The 19,021-nt window shown below is 67.5% G+C and carries 16 protein-coding genes and 1 tRNA gene; 5 read left to right on the top strand and 12 right to left on the bottom strand.

The annotated features are described in order from the left end of the window. Positions 1-18: 18 nt before the first annotated feature. Positions 19-2,520, bottom strand: coding sequence for a ribonuclease R (gene rnr, locus C6N40_RS00550; RefSeq protein WP_106989056.1), 2,502 nt, complete (start codon positions 2,518-2,520; stop codon positions 19-21). Positions 2,521-2,646: 126 nt separating this feature from the next. Here rnr and C6N40_RS00555 point away from each other — a divergent pair. From C6N40_RS00555 to C6N40_RS13910, 3 genes are all read left to right on the top strand, one after another. Then, positions 2,647-2,731 (top strand) — tRNA-Leu (locus tag C6N40_RS00555). Positions 2,732-2,852: 121 nt separating this feature from the next. Continuing rightward, the gene (locus C6N40_RS00560; RefSeq protein ID WP_106989057.1) at positions 2,853-4,781 is read left to right on the top strand and encodes a DUF6538 domain-containing protein; all 1,929 of its coding nucleotides are present in this window, start codon (positions 2,853-2,855) and stop codon (positions 4,779-4,781) included. A gap of 268 nt (positions 4,782-5,049) precedes the next feature. Further along, on the top strand, positions 5,050-5,697 hold the full coding sequence (locus C6N40_RS13910; RefSeq protein ID WP_162782000.1) for a hypothetical protein: 648 nt from the start codon (positions 5,050-5,052) through the stop codon (positions 5,695-5,697). Between the two features lie 96 nt (positions 5,698-5,793). On the opposite strand, the gene C6N40_RS13915 is transcribed toward C6N40_RS13910, so the two are convergent. From C6N40_RS13915 to C6N40_RS00570, 3 genes are read right to left on the bottom strand one after another with little or no spacing between them, the layout of a single operon-like run. Further along, positions 5,794-6,360 carry a protein-tyrosine phosphatase family protein gene (locus tag C6N40_RS13915; protein ID WP_162782001.1) on the bottom strand — a complete coding sequence of 189 codons (567 nt, stop codon included), beginning with the start codon at positions 6,358-6,360 and terminating at the stop codon, positions 5,794-5,796. Then, on the bottom strand, positions 6,357-6,851 hold the full coding sequence (locus C6N40_RS13920) for a hypothetical protein (RefSeq protein WP_162782002.1): 495 nt from the start codon (positions 6,849-6,851) through the stop codon (positions 6,357-6,359). Before C6N40_RS13920 ends, C6N40_RS13915 begins: the two co-directional genes overlap by 4 nt. After that, the gene (locus C6N40_RS00570) at positions 6,851-7,417 is read right to left on the bottom strand and encodes a recombinase family protein (RefSeq protein WP_106989059.1); all 567 of its coding nucleotides are present in this window, start codon (positions 7,415-7,417) and stop codon (positions 6,851-6,853) included. The genes C6N40_RS13920 and C6N40_RS00570 overlap by 1 nt, the downstream gene beginning before the upstream one ends. A gap of 134 nt (positions 7,418-7,551) precedes the next feature. Here C6N40_RS00570 and C6N40_RS00575 point away from each other — a divergent pair, with 134 nt between their 5' ends. Further along, positions 7,552-8,433, top strand: a complete 882-nt coding sequence (locus tag C6N40_RS00575) for a tetratricopeptide repeat protein (protein ID WP_162782003.1) — start codon at positions 7,552-7,554, stop codon at positions 8,431-8,433. A gap of 492 nt (positions 8,434-8,925) precedes the next feature. Then, positions 8,926-11,031 carry a tetratricopeptide repeat-containing sulfotransferase family protein gene (locus tag C6N40_RS00580; protein WP_162782004.1) on the top strand — a complete coding sequence of 702 codons (2,106 nt, stop codon included), beginning with the start codon at positions 8,926-8,928 and terminating at the stop codon, positions 11,029-11,031. Positions 11,032-11,062: 31 nt separating this feature from the next. Here the strand turns inward: C6N40_RS00580 and C6N40_RS00585 are convergent, their stop codons facing one another. The 8 genes from C6N40_RS00585 to putP form a co-directional block, all read right to left on the bottom strand. Continuing rightward, positions 11,063-12,355, bottom strand: a complete 1,293-nt coding sequence (locus C6N40_RS00585) for an adenylosuccinate synthase (protein ID WP_106989062.1) — start codon at positions 12,353-12,355, stop codon at positions 11,063-11,065. A 145-nt stretch (positions 12,356-12,500) separates the two neighbouring features. Then, positions 12,501-12,686, bottom strand: coding sequence for a DUF2065 domain-containing protein (locus C6N40_RS00590; RefSeq protein ID WP_106989063.1), 186 nt, complete (start codon positions 12,684-12,686; stop codon positions 12,501-12,503). Between the two features lie 3 nt (positions 12,687-12,689). Beyond that, positions 12,690-13,565 (bottom strand): protease modulator HflC, encoded by an 876-nt coding sequence (gene hflC, locus C6N40_RS00595; protein WP_106989064.1) that lies wholly within the window; start codon positions 13,563-13,565, stop codon positions 12,690-12,692. 1 nt (position 13,566) lies between these two features. Further along, a complete protein-coding gene (gene hflK, locus C6N40_RS00600) occupies positions 13,567-14,667 on the bottom strand; it encodes an FtsH protease activity modulator HflK (protein ID WP_106989065.1) in 1,101 nt (366 codons plus the stop codon). Between the two features lie 66 nt (positions 14,668-14,733). Then, entirely contained in the window at positions 14,734-16,050 is a 1,317-nt protein-coding gene (hflX, locus tag C6N40_RS00605) for a ribosome rescue GTPase HflX (protein ID WP_106989066.1), read from the bottom strand. 15 nt (positions 16,051-16,065) lie between these two features. After that, positions 16,066-16,341, bottom strand: coding sequence for an RNA chaperone Hfq (gene hfq, locus C6N40_RS00610; protein WP_106989067.1), 276 nt, complete (start codon positions 16,339-16,341; stop codon positions 16,066-16,068). Positions 16,342-16,431: 90 nt separating this feature from the next. Beyond that, a complete protein-coding gene (gene miaA / locus C6N40_RS00615; protein ID WP_106989068.1) occupies positions 16,432-17,379 on the bottom strand; it encodes a tRNA (adenosine(37)-N6)-dimethylallyltransferase MiaA in 948 nt (315 codons plus the stop codon). Between the two features lie 2 nt (positions 17,380-17,381). Next, positions 17,382-18,878 (bottom strand): sodium/proline symporter PutP, encoded by a 1,497-nt coding sequence (gene putP / locus C6N40_RS00620; protein WP_106989069.1) that lies wholly within the window; start codon positions 18,876-18,878, stop codon positions 17,382-17,384. Between the last annotated feature and the right edge of the window lie 143 nt (positions 18,879-19,021).

Below are 19,021 nucleotides of genomic sequence, written 5' to 3' on the forward strand. Positions count from 1 at the left end.
TCGTTTCCTGTGGCGGGCTCAGTCGGCCCAGGCCTTCTTCTTTTTCTTCACGCCGCCGCGGCTGCCTTCCGGCTCGGCCAGGCGGAAATCGATGCGGCGGTCCTCGACGCTGGCCTTGAGCACCAGCACCCGCACCGGGTCGCCGAGCCGGAAGCGCAGCCCGGTGCGCTCACCGGCCAGGCTGCGCCGCAGCGGGTCGAAATGATAGTAGTCCTGCGGCAGCTGGGTCACGTGCACGAGGCCGTTGACCTTCGACCCGGCCAGTTCGACGAACAGGCCGAAGTTGGTGACGCCGCTGACCACGCCGTCGAACTCATGGCCGACGTGCTTCTCCATCCAGGCGCTGCGGTAGCGCTCGTCGACCTCGCGCTCGACCTCGTCGGCCTTGCGCTCCTTCTCCGAGCAGTGCAGCGACAGCGCCGCCATGTCCTTGGCGGTGTACACGTAACCGGTGTCGCGGCCGGCATCGAGCGCGTGCTTGATGGCCCGGTGCAGCAGCAGGTCGGGGTAACGGCGGATCGGCGAGGTGAAGTGGGCGTAGGCCTCCAGCGCCAGGCCGAAATGGCCGTGGTTGTCGGTCTGGTACACGGCCAGGCTCTGCGAGCGCAGCAGCACGGTCTCGAGCAGGGCCGCGTCGGGCCGCTCGCGCACCTTCTTGAGCAGGCGGGTGAAGTCGCGCGGCTCCACGCGCCCCCAGGCCGGCAGGCTCAGCCCGAACTCGGAGAGGTATTCGAGCAGGTCGGCGTACTTGGCCTCGGGCGGACGCGGGTGCACGCGATAGGGCGCCGGCACCTGCTTGCCCGACACGAACTTCGCCGCCTCGACGTTGGCGGCGATCATGCATTCCTCGATCAGCTTGTGCGCGTCGTTGCGCTCGAGCATGCCGGCCTGCACGACCTCGCCCGAATTGTCGAGCACGAAGCGGACTTCGGAGGATTCGAACTCGATCGCGCCGCGGCGGGAGCGCGCCCGGGCAAGCACCTGGTAGAGCTGGTGCAGCCGCTGCACCTGCGGCAGCAGCGAACCGACCTGGGCGATGGCTTCGGCGCCGGCCTCGGTGTCGGCCTCGCCCACCGCCTTCCAGACCTGGGTGTAGGTCAGGCGCGCGTGCGATCGCATCACCGCCTCGTAGAACTCCGAGCGGGTGACGTTGCCCTCGAAATCCACCTGCATGTCGCAGGCGAAGCACAGGCGCTCGACCTTGGGCATCAGCGAGCAGATGCCGTTCGAAAGCGTCTCGGGCAGCATCGGCACCACGAAACCCGGGAAGTACACCGAGGTCGCGCGCTTGGTGGCCTCGTCGTCGAGCGAGGTGCCCGGCCGCACGTAGTGCGAGACGTCGGCGATGGCCACCACCAGCCGGAAACCTTCGGCATTGGGCTCGCACCAGACGGCGTCGTCGAAGTCCTTGGCGTCCTCGCCGTCGATGGTGACCAGGGGCAGCTTGCGCAGGTCGACGCGGCGGCGCGCCTCGGCGGCCGGCACCTCCAGCGCCACCTCGGCGGCCTCGGCCAAGGCCTCGCGCGGGAACTCGTGCGGCAGGTCGTGGCCGTGGATGGCCGCCTGCACCACCAGCGAAGGCGTGAGCCGGTCGCCCAGCACCAGCAGGATGCGGCCCACCGGCGGGCGTCCGTCCTGCGGCGGCTCGGTGATTTCCACCACCACCAGCTGGCCTTCGCGGGCGCCGTTGTTCTCGCCGGCGGGGATCAGCACCTCGGTCAGCACGCGGCGATCATCGGGCACGACGATGCCGATGCGGGCGCGTTCGCCGTAACGGCCGGTCAGCCGGGTCAGGCGGTGCTCGAGCACCTCGACGATGGCGCCTTCGCGGCGGCCACGGCGGTCGACGCCGGTGATCGAGGCGAGCACGCGGTCGCCGTGCAGGGCCTTGCGCAGCTCGCCCGGCGGCAGGAACAGGTCCTCGCCGCCGTCGTCGCACTTGAGGAAGCCGAAGCCATCGGGATTGGCGATGACCGTGCCGGCGACCAGGTCGAGCTTGCGCGCCACGGCGTAGCCGCCGCGGCGATTGAGCAGCAGCTGGCCGTCGCGCACCATCGCCGCCAGCCGGCGCGACAGCGGCTCGAGCCGGTCCTCGGCGAGCAGGTCCAGCCCTTCGGCGATCTCGCGCAGCGACTGCGGGCCGGTGGCGTCGACCAGCCATTCGGTGATCGCCTCGCGGCTGGCGATGGGGTTCTCGTAGCGGGCGGCCTCGCGCGCGGCCATGGGATCGTGGAAGGCCGGGGCACGCTTGTGGCCGCGCGGCGGGTGGGCCGGCGCCGGGGCGGACGGCCCCTTGCCGCCGCGGCGCGGTGCCTCCGCCGCACCGGGCTTGCCGGGCTTGGCGGGCTTGCCGCCCGGGCCGGACTTGCCGGACTTGGCGGCCGGGGCGGCCTTGCCGGAGCCGGCCGGCCGGCCCTTCTTCGAGGGTTTGCCGGAATCGCCGGCGCGCAGGTTCTCGGGCATCCAGGGCGGCAGCTTGGCGCCCGGGCTCTTCTTCTTGTTCTTGGGGGCTTGGGTCATCCGCGCATGGTACACCCCGGCCCCTGAGCGCCAGCCGCACGCTTCCGGCGTCGCCGCGCGGTCGTTGACAAAACCCGGCGCCGGCCTTAGATTACGCGGCTCTTGTCGCACTGCGGCGAGACACCTGCCCAGGTGGCGGAATTGGTAGACGCACTAGTTTCAGGTACTAGCGGGTAAAACCGTGGAGGTTCGAGTCCTCTCCTGGGCACCAGCTTTAGGGTTCACCCCTTCCGAAACCCCGCTCCCATGCGGGGTTTTGCGTTTTCGGGGCCGTGGAATTCCTAGGTGGGTCCCAGGAAGTGACGGACCCCTGTGCCGGTCGCCAGACGACCATGAGCACGAACGCCTACCTCTACCGCCGCAACGGCACCTACTACTTCCGCTGGTCCATTCCCTTGGCTTGCCGACTGCGCATGCCGTCGGGCGAACCGTGCGAGCTTCGCCTATCCCTGCGAACGACCCACCCGCCAACGGCTCGCCATCGGGCGGCACGCTGCTGGCTGGCTGCCCTAGAGGCCGCTGAGGGCTTCCTTGTCTCGGGTCGGGCCATCCGATACAACGACCTGATAGCCGCCATCAGGACCCGTGCCCGCATGCCCACCGAAACCACCGCCCCGGAAACGCCCCTGCTGTCGCTAGGAGCCGTCGCCGGGACCGTGGAGGTGCAGGCCCTCAAGGACACGATGGCGCACCTGGACGGACTCGGGGCCACGTTCTACTTATCGGTCGAACATCGCGCCGCGAATCTCTGGGTGGACCGCCCCGAGCCCGACGGGACGCTTCGAGCGGAACTGGTCGAGCGGCTGGAGGACTTCGCGGACGCCACGGCCTATCTCCCCCGCTCCAGCGTGACGGCGGCCCTCGCTGCGAATGAAAACCTGCTCAAGGTCGAGGCCGTGTTTTCCCGCCTGCCAGGCATGTGGGAGGGGTCCGAGCACGCCAGGCGACCCTACGAGGTTCGGTTCGATACCCCGCTGGTCGTCAACCTCAGCGCCCTTCTCGTGGATGCCGAGCTGGCCAAGGCCGCACCCAAGGCTATACAGCCGACGAGGACCGCCGCCTCGCCCGGAGGCATGCCCAGCCCCACCTGCGACCCCATCCTACTGTCCAAAGGCTTGGAGCTATGGCTCGAGCGGAACGACAGCTGGGCTGATGCCACCAAGGCGAACTACACCAGCTACGTTCAGCAGTTCATCGACGTGGTCGGCAAGGACTTGTCCACCACCGACCTGACGGCTGACCACTTCACTGAGTTCGACAATATCGTCCGCAACCTGCCGAAGAACTGGAAGTCACTTCAGACCACGACGGGCAAGACCCTGCGTGCGCTCGCCAAGGAGAAGAAACCAAAGGGCGGCGGGACTTCCGCCAAGACCCTGAAGGAGAAGGCCGCCACCATCTCACAGTTTTTCGAGTTCTTGGAAGGGCAAGGTTACTGGCACGGACGATACGGCAAGAAGCTGTTTGAGGGCATCAAGTCGAACAAGAAGAGCCAGAAGCACCGAAAGGTATTCAGCAACGACGAGCTGAAGACCCTGTTCACCGGCGAGGGCCTTCCGACGCTTCAGAGCGCGAAGTTCGCCCTCTACGTGTGGGGAAGCGTGCTGCTGCTATACACCGGCGCACGCCCCTCGGAAATCAGCCAGCTACGCCGAGAGGATGTCATCAAGGACCAGGACGGCACGTGGTACCTGCGGATTGCGGCCTCGGAGGAGCATGAGGACGAGGACGATGGAAAGCGGCTCAAGACGGACGCCAGCTCCCGCTCGGTCCCCCTCCACCCCGAGGTCATGGCCTTGGGCTTCGAGGTCTTCCTCGCCCACTTCCAGCCAACTGACCCGCTGTTCCCCGAGGCCATGCGTCACAAGCAGAAGGTCAGCCGGGAGTTGGGTGACTGGTTCAACCAGAAGCTGCTGCCGGCAGCAGGCCTGAAGGGCGATGGGGCCGTCCTCTACTCCCTTCGCCATACCGTTATCGAGCGGTTCAAGGGGGACGCGTCCCTTGACTACCTTGCCTGCGCCTACGTGGGCCACAGCACCGACGAGGACTCACAGCGCCCCAACAAGGTTTTCGTGGATACCTATGGGCGTGCCCACAGCCCCGCAACGCTGGCGGCGAGGCTGCATCCGATGCTGGACTTCGGCATCGACTGGACGCCCATCAAGAAGCTGATTGCCGATAAGGACACGGAATGGAAAGGCGGGAGGTTGCAACTGGCCCGGGCGAAGAAGGCCGCCAAGCGGGTCGCCAAGCAGCGGTAGCCCCTGATTGCAGCCAAGGCTAACTACATGGGCAATACCTCGCTCTTTTCGCGGCGCAGCACAGCGCTTCTATATACCTATGATGATTACCCAAGCGGAATCGTTCTCGGCAGCCAGCCGAGCTAGCAAACCTGACCCCATGGGACGGGTTGCTTTTGCGTTGGTGTAATGAAAGTTGGTGAAAGACCCAAGCGTATTTTACCCTGGCTAAATGTTGACCAGCCAATTTCATACTCTGTAAACTCCTTTGAAATGAAGGAGACGAGCATTGCTCGGACACCCCTTCTGGAGATTGCAGAATGTGGAAAAGTTGAGTCATGCAAACGTTAGAGACGCTTGGAAGACGTTTCTGACCGGTATCGAGCCGGATTACTTCGTCACACTAACGTATAGCATCGGGCTACCGGACAAAGCAGCAGCCTCGTCGCTTCAGTTTTTCCTAAGGTGTATCTTCAAGGCACTCCCCAAGCGTATCCGCCTTAGGGCCATGGGGGCTGTATGCGTTGAGAGAACGACCATTGGGAAGTATGCGGGGACTCACCACTTCCATATTCTGTTTGCCCGCATTGACGATGCAGCCAAGGACTACGAGTCCAAATTCAAAGCGATAGCGGAGAAGGCTGCCGGCAGATTGAAAACACGCAAGAACATCCCGTTGGTTCCCCCCAAGAACATTCACACAGTATCTGTATGGGACTCAGATGGCTTAGCAGATTATGTGACTAAGCGAGGCAAGTTTCCTTTTGACCGAGATGGTCTAAAGGTCTGGCTCTTCGACAGGAATGGCGTCGACCATGACTTACCTGGCGAGGAATCCATGATTTGGGTAGACACTAACCGTGATTCCTCAGATGCCCGCAATCATCGGAGGCGCAGCCGTTACAGCCCAGTTCCGGAGCCACTTAGGTATAGGTGAGATATTCATGCAATCCTAGTTTCGGCTTTCAGAAGTCAATTGACTTCATACCCAAAGAAAACTGAACTAGCGACTGCCAGGGGTGCTTGCCGCTGGTCAGAATGGCAACATGCACTGCCCCGTCCGAACCGCAGCCGTCGTCATCGAGCGCGCCTCGACCAGGGACAATTCGGGGTCGAGCATCGTCGCCAAGATAGCCATTCGACGCTCTAGTTCAGCACCCCACGCCTTAAGGTGGACCGCAACCCGCCGACCTGAGAGCACATCTCGCCGGATTACCTCCACCTCGCCCCTCAAGTAGTCTTGAAAGCCAACGTCTTTCTGGCGAGGAGAAGGGAATGGAATATGGCTCCAGTCGATTCCGTACCCTTCAAGGTCAGTCAGTAGGCCAGCAAGCCCGTCCTCGAGTATGTCGACCGCTGACATGGTGGTTACCAGGCGATGGACACCGAGCTCATACAGTCGAGCGACATCGGCAGCGAGGTCCCTCCGGATTTCGAGCACGCCCCTGTTCTGATGAAGGACGGTCGCTCGATATCCCGGCGCTACTGTTGCGTATATAAGCCCGACTCGCAGGAAGACAGGCACGACTACCAGCGGATGGGATTCGCTGGTGTGGTCTGGGAGTTGAACTTCGAACGGGTTGAAGGATGAGCTGCTCAAGCAGCCCATCCCTTCAAGTTCGGACTGTAGGGCGACAGGTAGCGACGCTCGGGATACCGGGCAGCATAGGCAGCGAGGTGCGCTTCGAAGGTGTCATCAAGCACGGGCTCAACCAGCGAACCGAAGTCGGCTCGAACCTCACGGCAGAATCGGCTATCACCGACCAGCAACTCGCCTACGCGCCCCACCCATCGCACCGTCACCCGGTCTTGGGCAGCGTTGATGGCAGCTAGGCCTAGCTCACCCACCGTAGAAGCGCCTGAGAAGCCACAGGACGCGATGTCAGGCTCTTCCTCTACCTCGCCAGCGCCCAAGGCCGATTCAGCCCCAAACAATTCGGCACGCAGGAATTTGAGGGCATCGGCATCGGTGGCGAACCAGTAGAAACCCTGGTGGCCACCAGCCCCAAGGGCAAAGGCAAGGAACAGCCCGACCGGGCAAGACCGAGGGTCACGCTGCCGCGGGTCGGAAGGGACGAGTGCGAAGGCCATCAGTGCGGGCACTCCTGGAGCGCCCGATAGATGGTCGCCCGCCCAACCTGATACTTGTCCTGCAACTGGCCAACGGAGAAGCCCTCGTCCTCCTTCAGGCGGCGGATGGTGACCTTTTGCTCAGCGGTCAGGGCCTCGCGGCGACCGAACCGAACCCCCTTGGCCAAGGCCATCTTGATGCCATCGGCCTGCCGCTCGGCACGGATGTCTGCCTCGAAGGCGGCGAACGCGCCCAACAGGGAGAACATCAGCCTGCCCTCGGCGGTCGTTGTGTCGATGGACTGGTCAAGCACCCGAAGAGCCACCCCCTTCTGCTGGAGGGTATCGGCAATCTTGGCGAGGTCCAGCACCGACCGGGCCATGCGGTCGAGACGACTGATGACCAGCACATCGCCCTCGCGGACGTAGTTCAGGCAGGCCTGAAGCTCTTTCCGGTTGTCGTACTGCCTGCCGGACTTCTTCTCAGCGAAGACCTTGGTGCAGCCAGCCTCTTCGAGCTTCTGGAGCTGGACATCCAGCGACTGGCCAATGGATGAGACGCGGGCGTAACCGACGGTATGGCTCATAAATGTTATTATATTCTCTTAGACGTTATGATACAAGCCATCGGAACGACTTTTGAGACCCCTCCGGGGCAGTCTCGCCGTGTATACATTTCGGAACCGAACCGGACGCATCAGAGATGAAACCAATAATAGTAATGGCCACCCTCGTCGCAGGCGCCGCCCTATCGTCGACAGCCAATTCAAAAGACCTGAATAAAACTGGCTCGAATCCACAGAGGCAGACCAGCAGCGGCGAAGTCTACACAGCCATCAATGAGACTCTTTCTGACTCACTTCAGCGCCTGAAAGAGGGGGCCGAAAGCGGCAACACTGACGCACAGTGGCAGTACGGGGTTGCGCTTATACGCGGATACGCTGGGCGAACTCCGAACAAGCCAGAAGGCGCTCGATGGATTCGCTTAGCCGCCTCTGCCGGAAACCCCATCGCACAGACAGCGCTTGGACATCTTTACCTCATCGGCGAAGGCGTACCTCTTGACTATCAAGAGGCACACACATGGACCTCGCGAGCAGCTCTCCAAGGACATGTCCCGGCGCAAACCAGATTGGCATCCATGTTCCGCGATGGAATTGGAACAGAGACCAATAGAGCTGAACAGCTTAAATGGCTTGAAGAAGCAGCTCGCCAAGGCGACTCTGAGTCACAGTACTTAGCCGCCATGCAGTTGCTGCTCGGGGACGGAGTGCAAAAGGACATCCGAAAAGCAATCCACTGGCTTAACTTGGCCACCACCCAAGGAAACGCAAATGCCCAGGCAACCCTCGCATCCCTTTATTTCAAGGGAGCGGAGGTGCCGGCGAACAGAGGTGAGGCACTGAGACTTGCTGAACTTTCCGCAGCCCAGAACAATGCTATGGGAATGCAGACCCTCGCAATTATATTACTAACTGACAAGGACAAAGAGCCTGACATCGACCGCGCCAAATCCCTATTACGAAGGTCTGCAATACTTCTACGCGAAGACCCCGAGGCGCTTATAGATAAGGTAATGCGAATTACTGGACATCGCCAATGATATTGAGCTCTGCAGACCAGAGGCATACTGACTTCGATGACGACATAAAGCTAATAACAGGCGCTCATTAGCCCGGCGGAACTGCGGATATCACTGATTCGCCCAAGCGGCACGCGCTACGAATTTTTCTCACCCCCACATTCCTGTGCGAGGGCCTAGCACGGCTTCAAGAGAGCCGAACGTACGGAAGCCAGCAGACCGCAAGGCTGCACCGGATGGACGAGCTGGCGGCGATGGAGTTCCTGCTCGACAAGATGAAGAACACCAAGTAGGTTGAGTGGCTAGGGCTGTGTCGTTCACGTGTGCCAACTGGAAGCCCCTTTTGGCGCGAAGCCCATTAGAATCAACGGGTTACGAGCGATGCTGCCGGCAGAGGCCCTGTCCTCTCCTGGGCACCATCTTCGAGAACAAAGGCCCGCTTTGGCGGGCCTTTTTCTTTGGCCCGCACCCAACGGCCTACAATCCGGGCCGCAAGCCGCACGGAACCCGCAGATGCCCACCGACCCCAAGCGCATCGAACACGCCCTGGCCCTAGCCGCCGACGGCCGGACCGGCGAAGCCGAAGCCCTGCTCGCCCAGCTCGCCGGGGCCGATCGCGATGCCACCGCCGCCTGGCACCTGGCCTGGCTGCGCCTGCGTGGCGGCGACGCCGACGGCGCGCTCGCCATCCTGTCCGAATTCGCCGACGACCCGCTGTGCAACGAGCGCCTGCGCGAGCAGCTGCTGGGTGAACGCCGCAACGCCGAGGCCGCCGCGGCCATGGCGCGGGCGCCGGGCCCGGCCGGCGAGCCGCGTTCGCTGGTCGCCGCCGCCATCGCCCGCCACCTGGCGCGCGACTTCGCCGGCGCGGTCGACCTGTGCCGGCAGGCGCTCGCCGTGGCGCCGGCGCACGCGCCCGCGCACAACCACCTGGGCCGCGCGCTGCACAACCTGGGCCAGGTGCCGGGCGCGCTGTCGGCCTTCGAGGCCGCGGTCCGCGCCAACCCCGACTACCCCGAGGCCTGGCACAACCTGGGCCACGCGCTGCGCGCCCGCGGCGAGCTTGAACCGGCCTGCCAGGCCTTCGAGCAGGCGCTGCGGATTTCGCCCGGCTACCGTTCGGCGCGCCTGAACCTGGGCATCACCCGGTTCTCGCTCGACCAGCCCGGCCCGGCCCTGGCGTGTTTCGACGCCCTGCTGGCCCGCGACGGCGACGACGTCGAGGCCATGGTCAACGCCGGCCTGTGCCTGCAGCTGCGCGGCGATCTCGGGCAGGCCCGGGCCCGCTACGAGCGCGCCCTGTCGCTGGCGCCGGAGAACCAGTCGGCCTGGTACTACCTCGGCGTGCTGCTCAACGAGCAGTCCGAGCCCGCGGAGGCGGTGCGCGCCCTGCGGCGCGCCCTGGCCCTGCGCCCGGACGATGCCGACGCCTGGGCCGAACTGGCCGGCGTGCACGAGCTGTCGAGCGAACTGGACCAGGCCGGCGACGCGGTGAAGTCCGGCCTGCAGCATGCGCCCGGCCACCCCCTGCTCAACATCGAGGCGGCCAGGCTCGAGCGCCGCCGCGGCGACCTGCTGGGCGCCGAAGCCCGGCTGCGCCGGCTCGACCCGCAGCGCATGCCGGCGCGCGTGCGCCAGCAGTACTTCTACGAACTGGGCAACGTGCTCGACCGCAACCAGCAGAACGACGCCGCCTTCCGCGCCTTCGAGCAGGGCAATGCCCTGGCGGCCCGCAGCGTGCGCCGCGAGGCCGTGGACGGCGAGGCCTTCTTCCGCGAGGTCGCCCAGGTGGCCGACTGGCTCGACGCCGGCGCGCCGGGCATCGAGGCCGGCGCCGGCGACGGCGGCGACACCGGCGCCGACCTGTGTTTCCTGGTGGGTTTCCCGCGCTCGGGAACCACCCTGCTCGACACCATCCTCGACGCCCACCCGGGCGTGCGTTCGGTCGAGGAAAAGCCCACGCTCGAACCGGTGGTGCACGCCCTGCGCGCGCTGCCCGGGGGGTATCCGTCCGCGCTGGCGGGCCTGGACGCCGGCGAGCGCGATCGGCTGCGCCGCCTTTACCGGGCCGCCCTCGCCCACCACGGCGCCGGCGACGGCACGCTGGTGCTCGACAAGCTGCCGCTGCGCACGGTGCACGCCGGCCTGGTGCAGGCGCTTTTCCCGAAGGCGCGCCTGCTGTTCTCGCTGCGCCACCCCTGCGACGTGGTGCTGAGCAACTTCATGCAGCAGTACGCGGTGAACGAGGCGTTCGTGAACTTCTACACGCTGGCCGACACCGTCCGCACCTACGACGCGGTGTTCGGGCTCTGGGAGAAGCTGCGGGCGCGGCTGTCGCTGCCGGTCGGCTACGTGCGCTACGAGAACCTCGTGGAGGCGCCCGGGGCGGAAGCGGAGGCGGCCTGCCGCTTCCTGGGCATCGCCTGGGACCCGGCCACGCTCGAGGCCGACCAGCGCAACCGCGAACGCGGGCGCATCCGCACCAACAGCTACCAGCAGGTCGCCGAGCCGATCTACCGGCGGGCCCTGGGCCGCTGGCAGCGCTACCGCGGCCAGCTCCAGCCCTACCTGCCCACCCTGGCGCCGCACGCGGCGCGCTGGGGCTACTCGCTGGACTGAACCGGGCGGGCGCGGCCCGCCCGCGCCGGCCTCAGGCGAAGGGGTCCTGCAGCACGATGGTCGACTCGCGGCCCGGGCCGGTGGAGACGATGGCCAGCGGGCAGCCGGCCAGTTCCTCGAGCGCGCGCAGGTAGGCGCGGGCCGCCGGCGGCAGCTTGTCCCACTCGGTGATGCCGGCGGTCGAGTCTTCCCAGCCCGGGAACTCCAGGTACACCGGCGTGCACTCGTCCCAGCCGGCGGCGTCGAGCGGCGCATACTCGGTGCGCTTGCCGCGGTATTCGTAGGCGATGCAGATCTTGAGCTTTTCCATCCCGTCGAGGATGTCGAGCTTGGTGATGCACAGGCCGGTGATGCCGTTGATGGCGACCGCGCGCTTGAGCGCGACGATGTCCATCCAGCCGCAGCGGCGCGGGCGGCCGGTGGTGGCGCCGTATTCCTGGCCGCGGTCGCGGATGCCCTGGCCGACCTCGTCGTCGAGCTCGGTCGGGAACGGGCCGCCGCCGACGCGGGTGGCGTAGGCCTTGCAGATGCCCAGCACGTAGTCGATGGCGTCGGCGCCGACGCCGGTGCCGGCCATGGCGCCGCCAACGGTGGTGTTGGACGAGGTGACGTAGGGATAGGTGCCGTGGTCGATGTCGAGCAGCGAGCCCTGCGCGCCCTCGAACATCACCCGCTTACCCTGCTTGCGCAGCTCGTGCAGGATGCCGGCCACGTCGGCCTTCATCGGGTCGACGTACTCGCCGAAGGCCAGGGCCTCGTCGAGCGTCTGCTGGAAGTCGACCGGGTCGACGCCCAGGTACTTGGTGAGCACGAAGTTGTGGTAATCGAGGGTGCTGCGCAGCTTCTCGGCCAGTTCCTTCGGGTAGGCCAGGTCGGCCACGCGCACGCCGCGGCGCGCCACCTTGTCTTCGTAGGCCGGGCCGATGCCGCGGCCGGTGGTGCCGATGGCTTTGCCGCCGGCGGCCTTCTCGCGCGCCTGGTCCAGGGCGATGTGGTAGGGCATGATCAGCGGCGTCGCCGGGCTGATCTTCAGGCGCGAACGCACCTCGACGCCGTTCTCCTCGAGCTGGGCGATTTCCTTCTTCAGCGCCGCCGGGCTGAGCACCACGCCGTTGCCGATCAGGCACAGCGCGCCTTCGCGCAGGATGCCCGAAGGGATCAGGTGCAGCACGGTCTTCTTGCCGCCGATCACCAGGGTGTGGCCGGCGTTGTGGCCGCCCTGGAAGCGCACGACCGCGCCGATCTCCTCGGTGAGCAGGTCGACGATCTTGCCCTTGCCCTCGTCGCCCCACTGGGCGCCCAACACCACGACCGACTGACCCATGACCCTGAACTCCGGAAGAAAGATTGGCGGCGGGGCGACGGCGCCGGGCCGCTGACCGGGGCCCAGACACGGAAAAAGCCGGAGGTCGCCCCGGCTTTGGGAAATTATCCGCGAATTGGCCGGCCGGGGCTAGCCCGGCCGGGGTTCAGCCCCGGACCAGCTGCAGGGCCAGCAGGCCCAGCCCCACCATGACCGCGCCGGCCAGCCGCAGCGAGCGCTCGGGCTGGGCCAGCAGCTGGGCCACGGCCTGCTTCCAGAGGCCGGGGGCCGCGAACAGCAGCAGCCCCTCGATTACCAGCACCAGGCACAGCGCCGCCCAGAAGTCGGACACGGCTCAGCGCTTGTCGTTGCCGAAGTAGCGCAGCAGCTCCGAATCCGGGTCGAGCACCAGCACGGTCTGGCCGTCGGCCATCGACGCCCGGTAGGTCTCCAGGCTGCGGTAGAACGCGTAGAACTCCGCGTCCTTGCCGTAGGCGGCCGCGGCGATCTCGGCGGCGCGGGCGTCGCCCTCGCCTCGCAGCTTCTGGGCGTCGCGCTCGGCCTCGGCGATGGTCACCTGGCGCTGGCGCTCGGCCTCCGAGCGGATGGTCTCGCTGACCTCCACGCCCTCGGCGCGCAGCTGGTTGGCCACCTGGGTGCGCTCGGTGCGCATGCGGTTGTAGACCGTGCCCAGGATGTTGCTGTCGTCGGGCAGGTTGATGCGCTTGATGCGCACGTCCACCACCTCGACGCCGAGCGACTCGGCGCCGCGGTTGACCGCGGCCAGGAAGCTGCCGGAGAGCTCGGCGCGACCGGCCGAGACCACTTCCTGCAGCGTGCGCTGGTTGATCTCGTTGCGCAGGGCGTTCTTGACGATGGGCGTCAGGCGCTGGCGCGCCACGTCCTCGTTGCCGCCGCTGGCGGCACGGTAGTAGGTGGCCACGTCCTTGATGCGCCACTTGACGAAGAAGTCGACGCTCACGTCCTTCTTCTCGGAGGTCAGGTAGCGCTCCGGGGCGTCGTCGAGCGAGAGGATGCGCTGGTCGAACTTGCGCACCTCCTCCACCAGCGGCCACTTGAAGTGCAGGCCGGGCTGGATGTCGGCGCGCACCACGCGGCCGAGGTTGAGCACGATCGCGGTCTGGCTTTCGTTGACGATGTAGATCGAGCCCATCGCCACGAACAGGGCGATGACGGCGGCGAATACGATGGCGGTGAATCCACGGACCATGTCAGCGGCCTCCCTGGCGGCGGGTGTCACGCGGATCGGGCGTCGGTTCCGGCGCGACCTGCGTGGCCGGCAGGCGCAGCACGGGGGCCTCGGCGGGCACGCCGCGGCTGGTGCTGCCGCCCATCGGCAGGTAGAGGATGTTGTTGTCGCCGGCCATCACCTTGGGGTTGGCGGCCAGCACGTCCTGCATCGTCTCGAGGTACAGGCGCTGGCGCGTGACCTCCGGCGCCTTGCGGTACTCGGCGACCAGCAGGCTGAAGCGCTGCGCGTCACCCTCGGCGCGGGCGATGGCGGAAGCGCGGTAACCCTCGGCCTCGGTGCGCAGGCGGGCGGCGACGCCTCGCGCCTCCGGAACCACCTTGCTGGCGTAGGCGCGGGCCTCGTTCTCGATGCGGTTCTTGTCCTCGCGGGCGGCGATGGCGTCGTCGAAGGCTTCCTTCACTTCCTCCGGCGGACGCGCGTCCTGCAGGTTGAAGTTCACCACGGTCAGGCCGGTCTGGTAGAAGTTCAGCGACTCCTGCAGGCGCTCCTGCGAGGAGATCACCAGCGCGGCGCGGTCGAACAGCACGGTGTCCATGGTGCTGCGGCCGACCACCTCGCGCACGGCACTCTCGGCCGAGTCGCGCAGGGTCTGCTCGGGATTGACCGAACCGAACAGGTAGGTGCGCGGGTCGTCGCGGCGGAACTGCACATTGAACTTGATGTCGATCAGGTTCTCGTCCTGGGTGAGCACGCGCACCTGGTCGCTGAGCTCGACCACCTGGGTGGCGTCGACGATGTACACCGACTCGATCGGCCAGGGCCACTTGAAGTTCGGGCCCGGGGTCATGATGCGGTCGAACTCGCCGAAGCGCAGCACGACGCCGCGCTGGCGCTCGTCCATCAGCCTGAAGCTGTTGAACACCAGCCAGATGCCGAGCAGGCCGATGACCCAGGGCAAGGGATTGAACCCGCCCTGCGACGACGAGCCGCGCCCGCGGCCGGCGCCGCCGCCACCGCCGAACATGCCCTTGAGGCGGTTGACGAAGGCTTCGACCTCGTTGCCGGGGTCCTTGCCCTTCCAGGGATCTTGGTTGCCTTTGCCAGGCTGGTTCCAGGCCATCTTCTGCTCCGTGGCGCATCGCCTGGGCCGGCGGTCTGGCGGGGGCCAGGGCCGGGGCGGTGCGCTTCAGTCTGTCTCGGGATTGTAGGTAGGGGCGTCAGGTGCCACAAGCAAGGCCGCCGCGAGCGGATGCCCGCCGGGTTCTGCCGCCAGCCTTTCTGCCACGGCGCGTGGCAAGTCCAGGTCAAGCCGCCAGCCCTGTTCGTCCGTTGACTCGGCCTTCACGCCGCCGACCTCGTGCAGGCGCGCGCGCAGCCGTCCCTCGGCCGGGCCCAGGCGCAGCTCGGCGTGCAGGCGGCGGTCGAGGAAACGTTCGGCCAGCAGCCCGCGCAGCGCGTCGAGGCCTTCGCCGGTCTTCGCCGACAGCCAGACCCGCTCGCGCCCCTCCACCGGCGGATCGCGGCGCGGCATGCCGCCCTCGATCCGGTCGATCTTGTTGAACACGAGCACCTGCGGGATGTCGCCGGCGCCGATCTCGGCCAGCACGTCGTCGACCTGGCCGATGCGCTCGTCGCGCAGTTCGTCCGCGGCGTCGACCACGTGCAGCAGCAGGTCGGCGTCGCGCGCCTCCGACAGCGTGGACCGGAACGCCGCCACCAGCTCGTGCGGCAGGTCGCGCACGAAGCCGACGGTGTCCGACAGCACCAGCGGCGCCACGCCCTCGATGCGGCGCGTGGTCGGGTCGAGCGTGGCGAACAAGCGGTCGTCGGCGTAGACGCCGGAATTGGTGAGGATGTTGAACAGCGTGGACTTGCCGGCGTTGGTGTAGCCGACCAGCGCCACGCGCGGGACGTCGTTGCGCAGGCGCGCGCGGCGCATCTGCGTGCGCTGCACCTCGACCTTGTCCAGGCGCGCGCGCACCGACTCGAGCTTCTTCTGCAGCATGCGCTTGTCGAGCTCGAGCTGGGTCTCGCCCGGGCCGCGCAGGCCGATGGCGCCGCCGCGCTGGCGCTCGAGGTGGGTCCAGCCGCGCACCAGGCGCGTGGCCCAGTGCTTGAGCTGGGCCAGTTCGACCTGCAGCTTGCCTTCGTGGCTGGCGGCGCGCTGGGCGAAGATGTCGAGGATCAGGCCGGTGCGGTCGACCACGCGGCGCTTGAGCGCGCGCTCGAGGTTGCGCTCCTGGCCGGGCGTGAGCAGCTCGTTGACCAGCACCAGGTCGGCCTGGGTGGCCTCGCAGGCCGCCTGCACTTCCTCGAGCTTGCCGGTGCCGATGTAGTAGGCCGGGTGCGGCCGCTCGACGCGCGCGGCGACCGAGCCGACCACGGTGGCACCGGCCGAACGCGCCAGTTCGGTGAATTCCTCCAGCCGGGAGGGGTCCTGCAGGCCCGGCGGGTGCGGCTGCACCAGCAGGGCGCGCTCGCCTTTGCGGGCGCGCTCAAACATCGTTCAGCGCCGCGTTCAATCGTCCTCGCCCGCCTCGTCCTCGTCGCCGTGGGCGCTGGCCACCTGGCCGCCACCGGGGCCGACGCGCACATTGCGGGCCGGGACGACGGTGGAGATCGCGTGCTTGTAGACCATCTGGCTGACGGTGTTGCGCAGCAGGACGACGAACTGGTCGAAGCTTTCGATGGTGCCCTGCAGCTTGATGCCGTTGACCAGGTAGATGGACACGGGGATGCGTTCGCGACGCAGGGCGTTCAGGAAGGGATCCTGGAGGGACTGGCCTTTGGACATGCTGTGGACTCCGTCTTCTTATTGTGGCGCGCCAGCGTGGCGCGGTTTGCGGCCAATGGGTCCGGGCCGCGAAGGGGGCCAGTCTAGCAGCTAGGCCGCAGACGGGCGGGCGGTGAAATCCGCCAGCGCCCGCTCCAGCCCGGCCCGCTCGCTGGTCGGGTCGAACCACAGCGCCTCCGGCCGGGCCCGCAGCCAGGTGAGCTGGCGCTTGGCCAGCTGCCGGGTGGCGGCGATGGCCTGCTCCCTGAACGTGGTGGCGTCGGTGTGGCCATCAAGGTGGGCCCAGGCCTGGCGGTAGCCGACCGCACGCATCGAGGGCAGGTCCGGGTGCAGGCGCGGGTCGGCCCGCAGCCGGCGCACCTCGTCCAGGAAACCCTCGGCCAGCATCTGGTCGAAGCGGCGGGCGATGCGTTCGTGCAGCACGGCGCGGTCGGCCGGCGCCAGCACCAGGCGCAGCACCCGGAACGGGAAGCGGCGCGGCGCGGCGGCCTGCTGCCACTCGCTGATGGGCCGGCCGCTCAGTCGCCAGACCTCCAGCGCGCGGGTGATGCGCTGGCTGTCGCCGGGCTTGATGCGCTGGCCAGCGGCCGGGTCCACCGCCGCCAGCTCGGCGTGCAGGGCCGGCCAGCCGCGTTCGGCGGCCTCGGCGGCGATGGCGGCGCGGATGCCCGGGTCGGCCTCGGGCAGTTCCGACAGCCCCTCGAGCAGCGCCGAGAAATACAGGCCGGTGCCGCCCACCAGCAGCGGCACCCGGCCGCGCGCCGCCAGCGCCTGCATCGGCGGCAGGGCCTCGCGGGCGAAGTCGGCGGCCGAGAACACCTCGTGCGGGTCGCGCACGTCCACCAGGTGGTGGCGCACGCGCGCCAGCGTGGCGCGGTCGGGCTTGGCCGCGCCGATGTCCAGGCCGCGGTAGACCAGGGCCGAGTCGACGCTCACCACCTCGGTATCCAGCGCCTGCGCCCAGTCGAGCGCGAGCGCGGTCTTGCCCGAGGCCGTCGGGCCCATGAGCGCGATGGCCAGGGGGCGGGAATCGCGCATGCTCAGTCCCGGCTGCGGCGCAGTTCGTCCTGCACGTGCTGGTACAGGCCGCGCATGGCCGGCGACGGCGGCGCGCCCAGTCGGCTGAAGACCAGCACGGCCACGGTCGCCAGCGCCACGCCGGGCACCATTTCGTACAGGCCGGTGGATTCGGCGAACAGTTCCTTCCAGGCGATCACCGTGGCGGCGCCCGTGACCATGCCGGCCAGCGCACCGTTGCGGGTCATGCCGCCCCAGAACAGCGACAGCACCACCACCGGGCCGAAGGCCGCGCCAAAGCCCGCCCAGGCATAGCTGACCAGGCCCAGCACGCGGCTGTCGGGGTCGGCGGCCAGCCAGATGGCCAGCAGCGCCACCGCCAGCACCGCCATCCGGCCGACCCAGACCAGCTCGCGCTGGCCGGCCCGCGGGCGCAGGAAGCCCTTGTAGAAGTCCTCGGTGAGGGCGCTCGAACACACCAGCAGCTGGCAGCTGAGCGTGCTCATCACCGCGGCCAGGATCGCCGAGAGCAGCACGCCCGCGACCCAGGGGTTGAACAGGTGCGTGGCCAGTTCGATGAACACCCTCTCCGGGTTGGCCTCGACCGGCCCGGCCAGTTCCGGATGGGCGCGGAAGTGCGCGATGCCGAAAAAGCCCACGGCCACGGCGCCGGCCAGGCACAGCACCATCCAGATCATGCCGATGCGGCGCGCCGCCGGGATCGAGCGCACGGAGTCGGCGGCCATGAAGCGCGCCAGGATGTGCGGCTGGCCGACGTAGCCCAGGCCCCAGGCCAGCAGCGAGATGATGCCCACCACCGTCGTGCCCCTGAACATGTCCAGCCGCGCCGGGTCCACCTGCTCCACCAGCGCCACCGCCTCGGCCGGGCCGCCCAGGCCGAGGATGACGAACACCGGGGTGATGATCAGGGCGAAGATCATCAGCGTGGCCTGCACGGTGTCGGTCCAGCTCACCGCCAGGAAGCCGCCGATGAAGGTGTAGGCGATGGTCGCCGCGGCGCCGAACCACATGGCCTGGGCGTAGGGGATGGCGAACACCGATTCGAACAGGCGCGCGCCGGCGACGATGCCCGAGGCGCAGTAGACGGCGAAGAACACCAGGATCACCAGCGCCGAAAACACCCGCAGCAGTTTGTTGCGGTCCTCGAAGCGCTGGTTGAAATAGTCCGGCAGGGTCAGCGCGTTCTGGCTGCGCTCGGTGTACAGGCGCAGCGGCGCGGCCACGAAGCGCCAGTTCGCCCAGGCGCCGATCACCAGGCCGACGGCGATCCAGGCCTCGGACAGGCCCGAGAGGTAGAGCGCGCCGGGCAGGCCCAGCAGCAGCCAGCCGCTCATGTCCGAGGCGCCGGCGCTGAGCGCGGTGACGTAGGGGCCGAGCGAGCGGCCGCCAAGGATGTAGTCGTCGAAGCTGCGCGTGTAATACCAGGCCGCAAGGCCGATGCCGACCATGCCCAGGATGTAGACGGCGAAGGTGATGTGCAGCGGGGAAAACTCGCTCATGGCGTGCGGGGCCGGTTCCTGGGGCCGGGCAAGCTTAGCGCGAACGCGTGCCGGGCCGGAGGCGCCGTCGCCGGTCATCCACAGGGCCTGTGGATAGCCGTCGGGAAATCCTTGTGGGCAGAACCACGACAGCGCGGCGCGGC

The organism is Arenimonas caeni (genome assembly GCF_003024235.1).
Taxonomy (GTDB): Bacteria; Pseudomonadota; Gammaproteobacteria; order Xanthomonadales; family Xanthomonadaceae; genus Arenimonas; species Arenimonas caeni.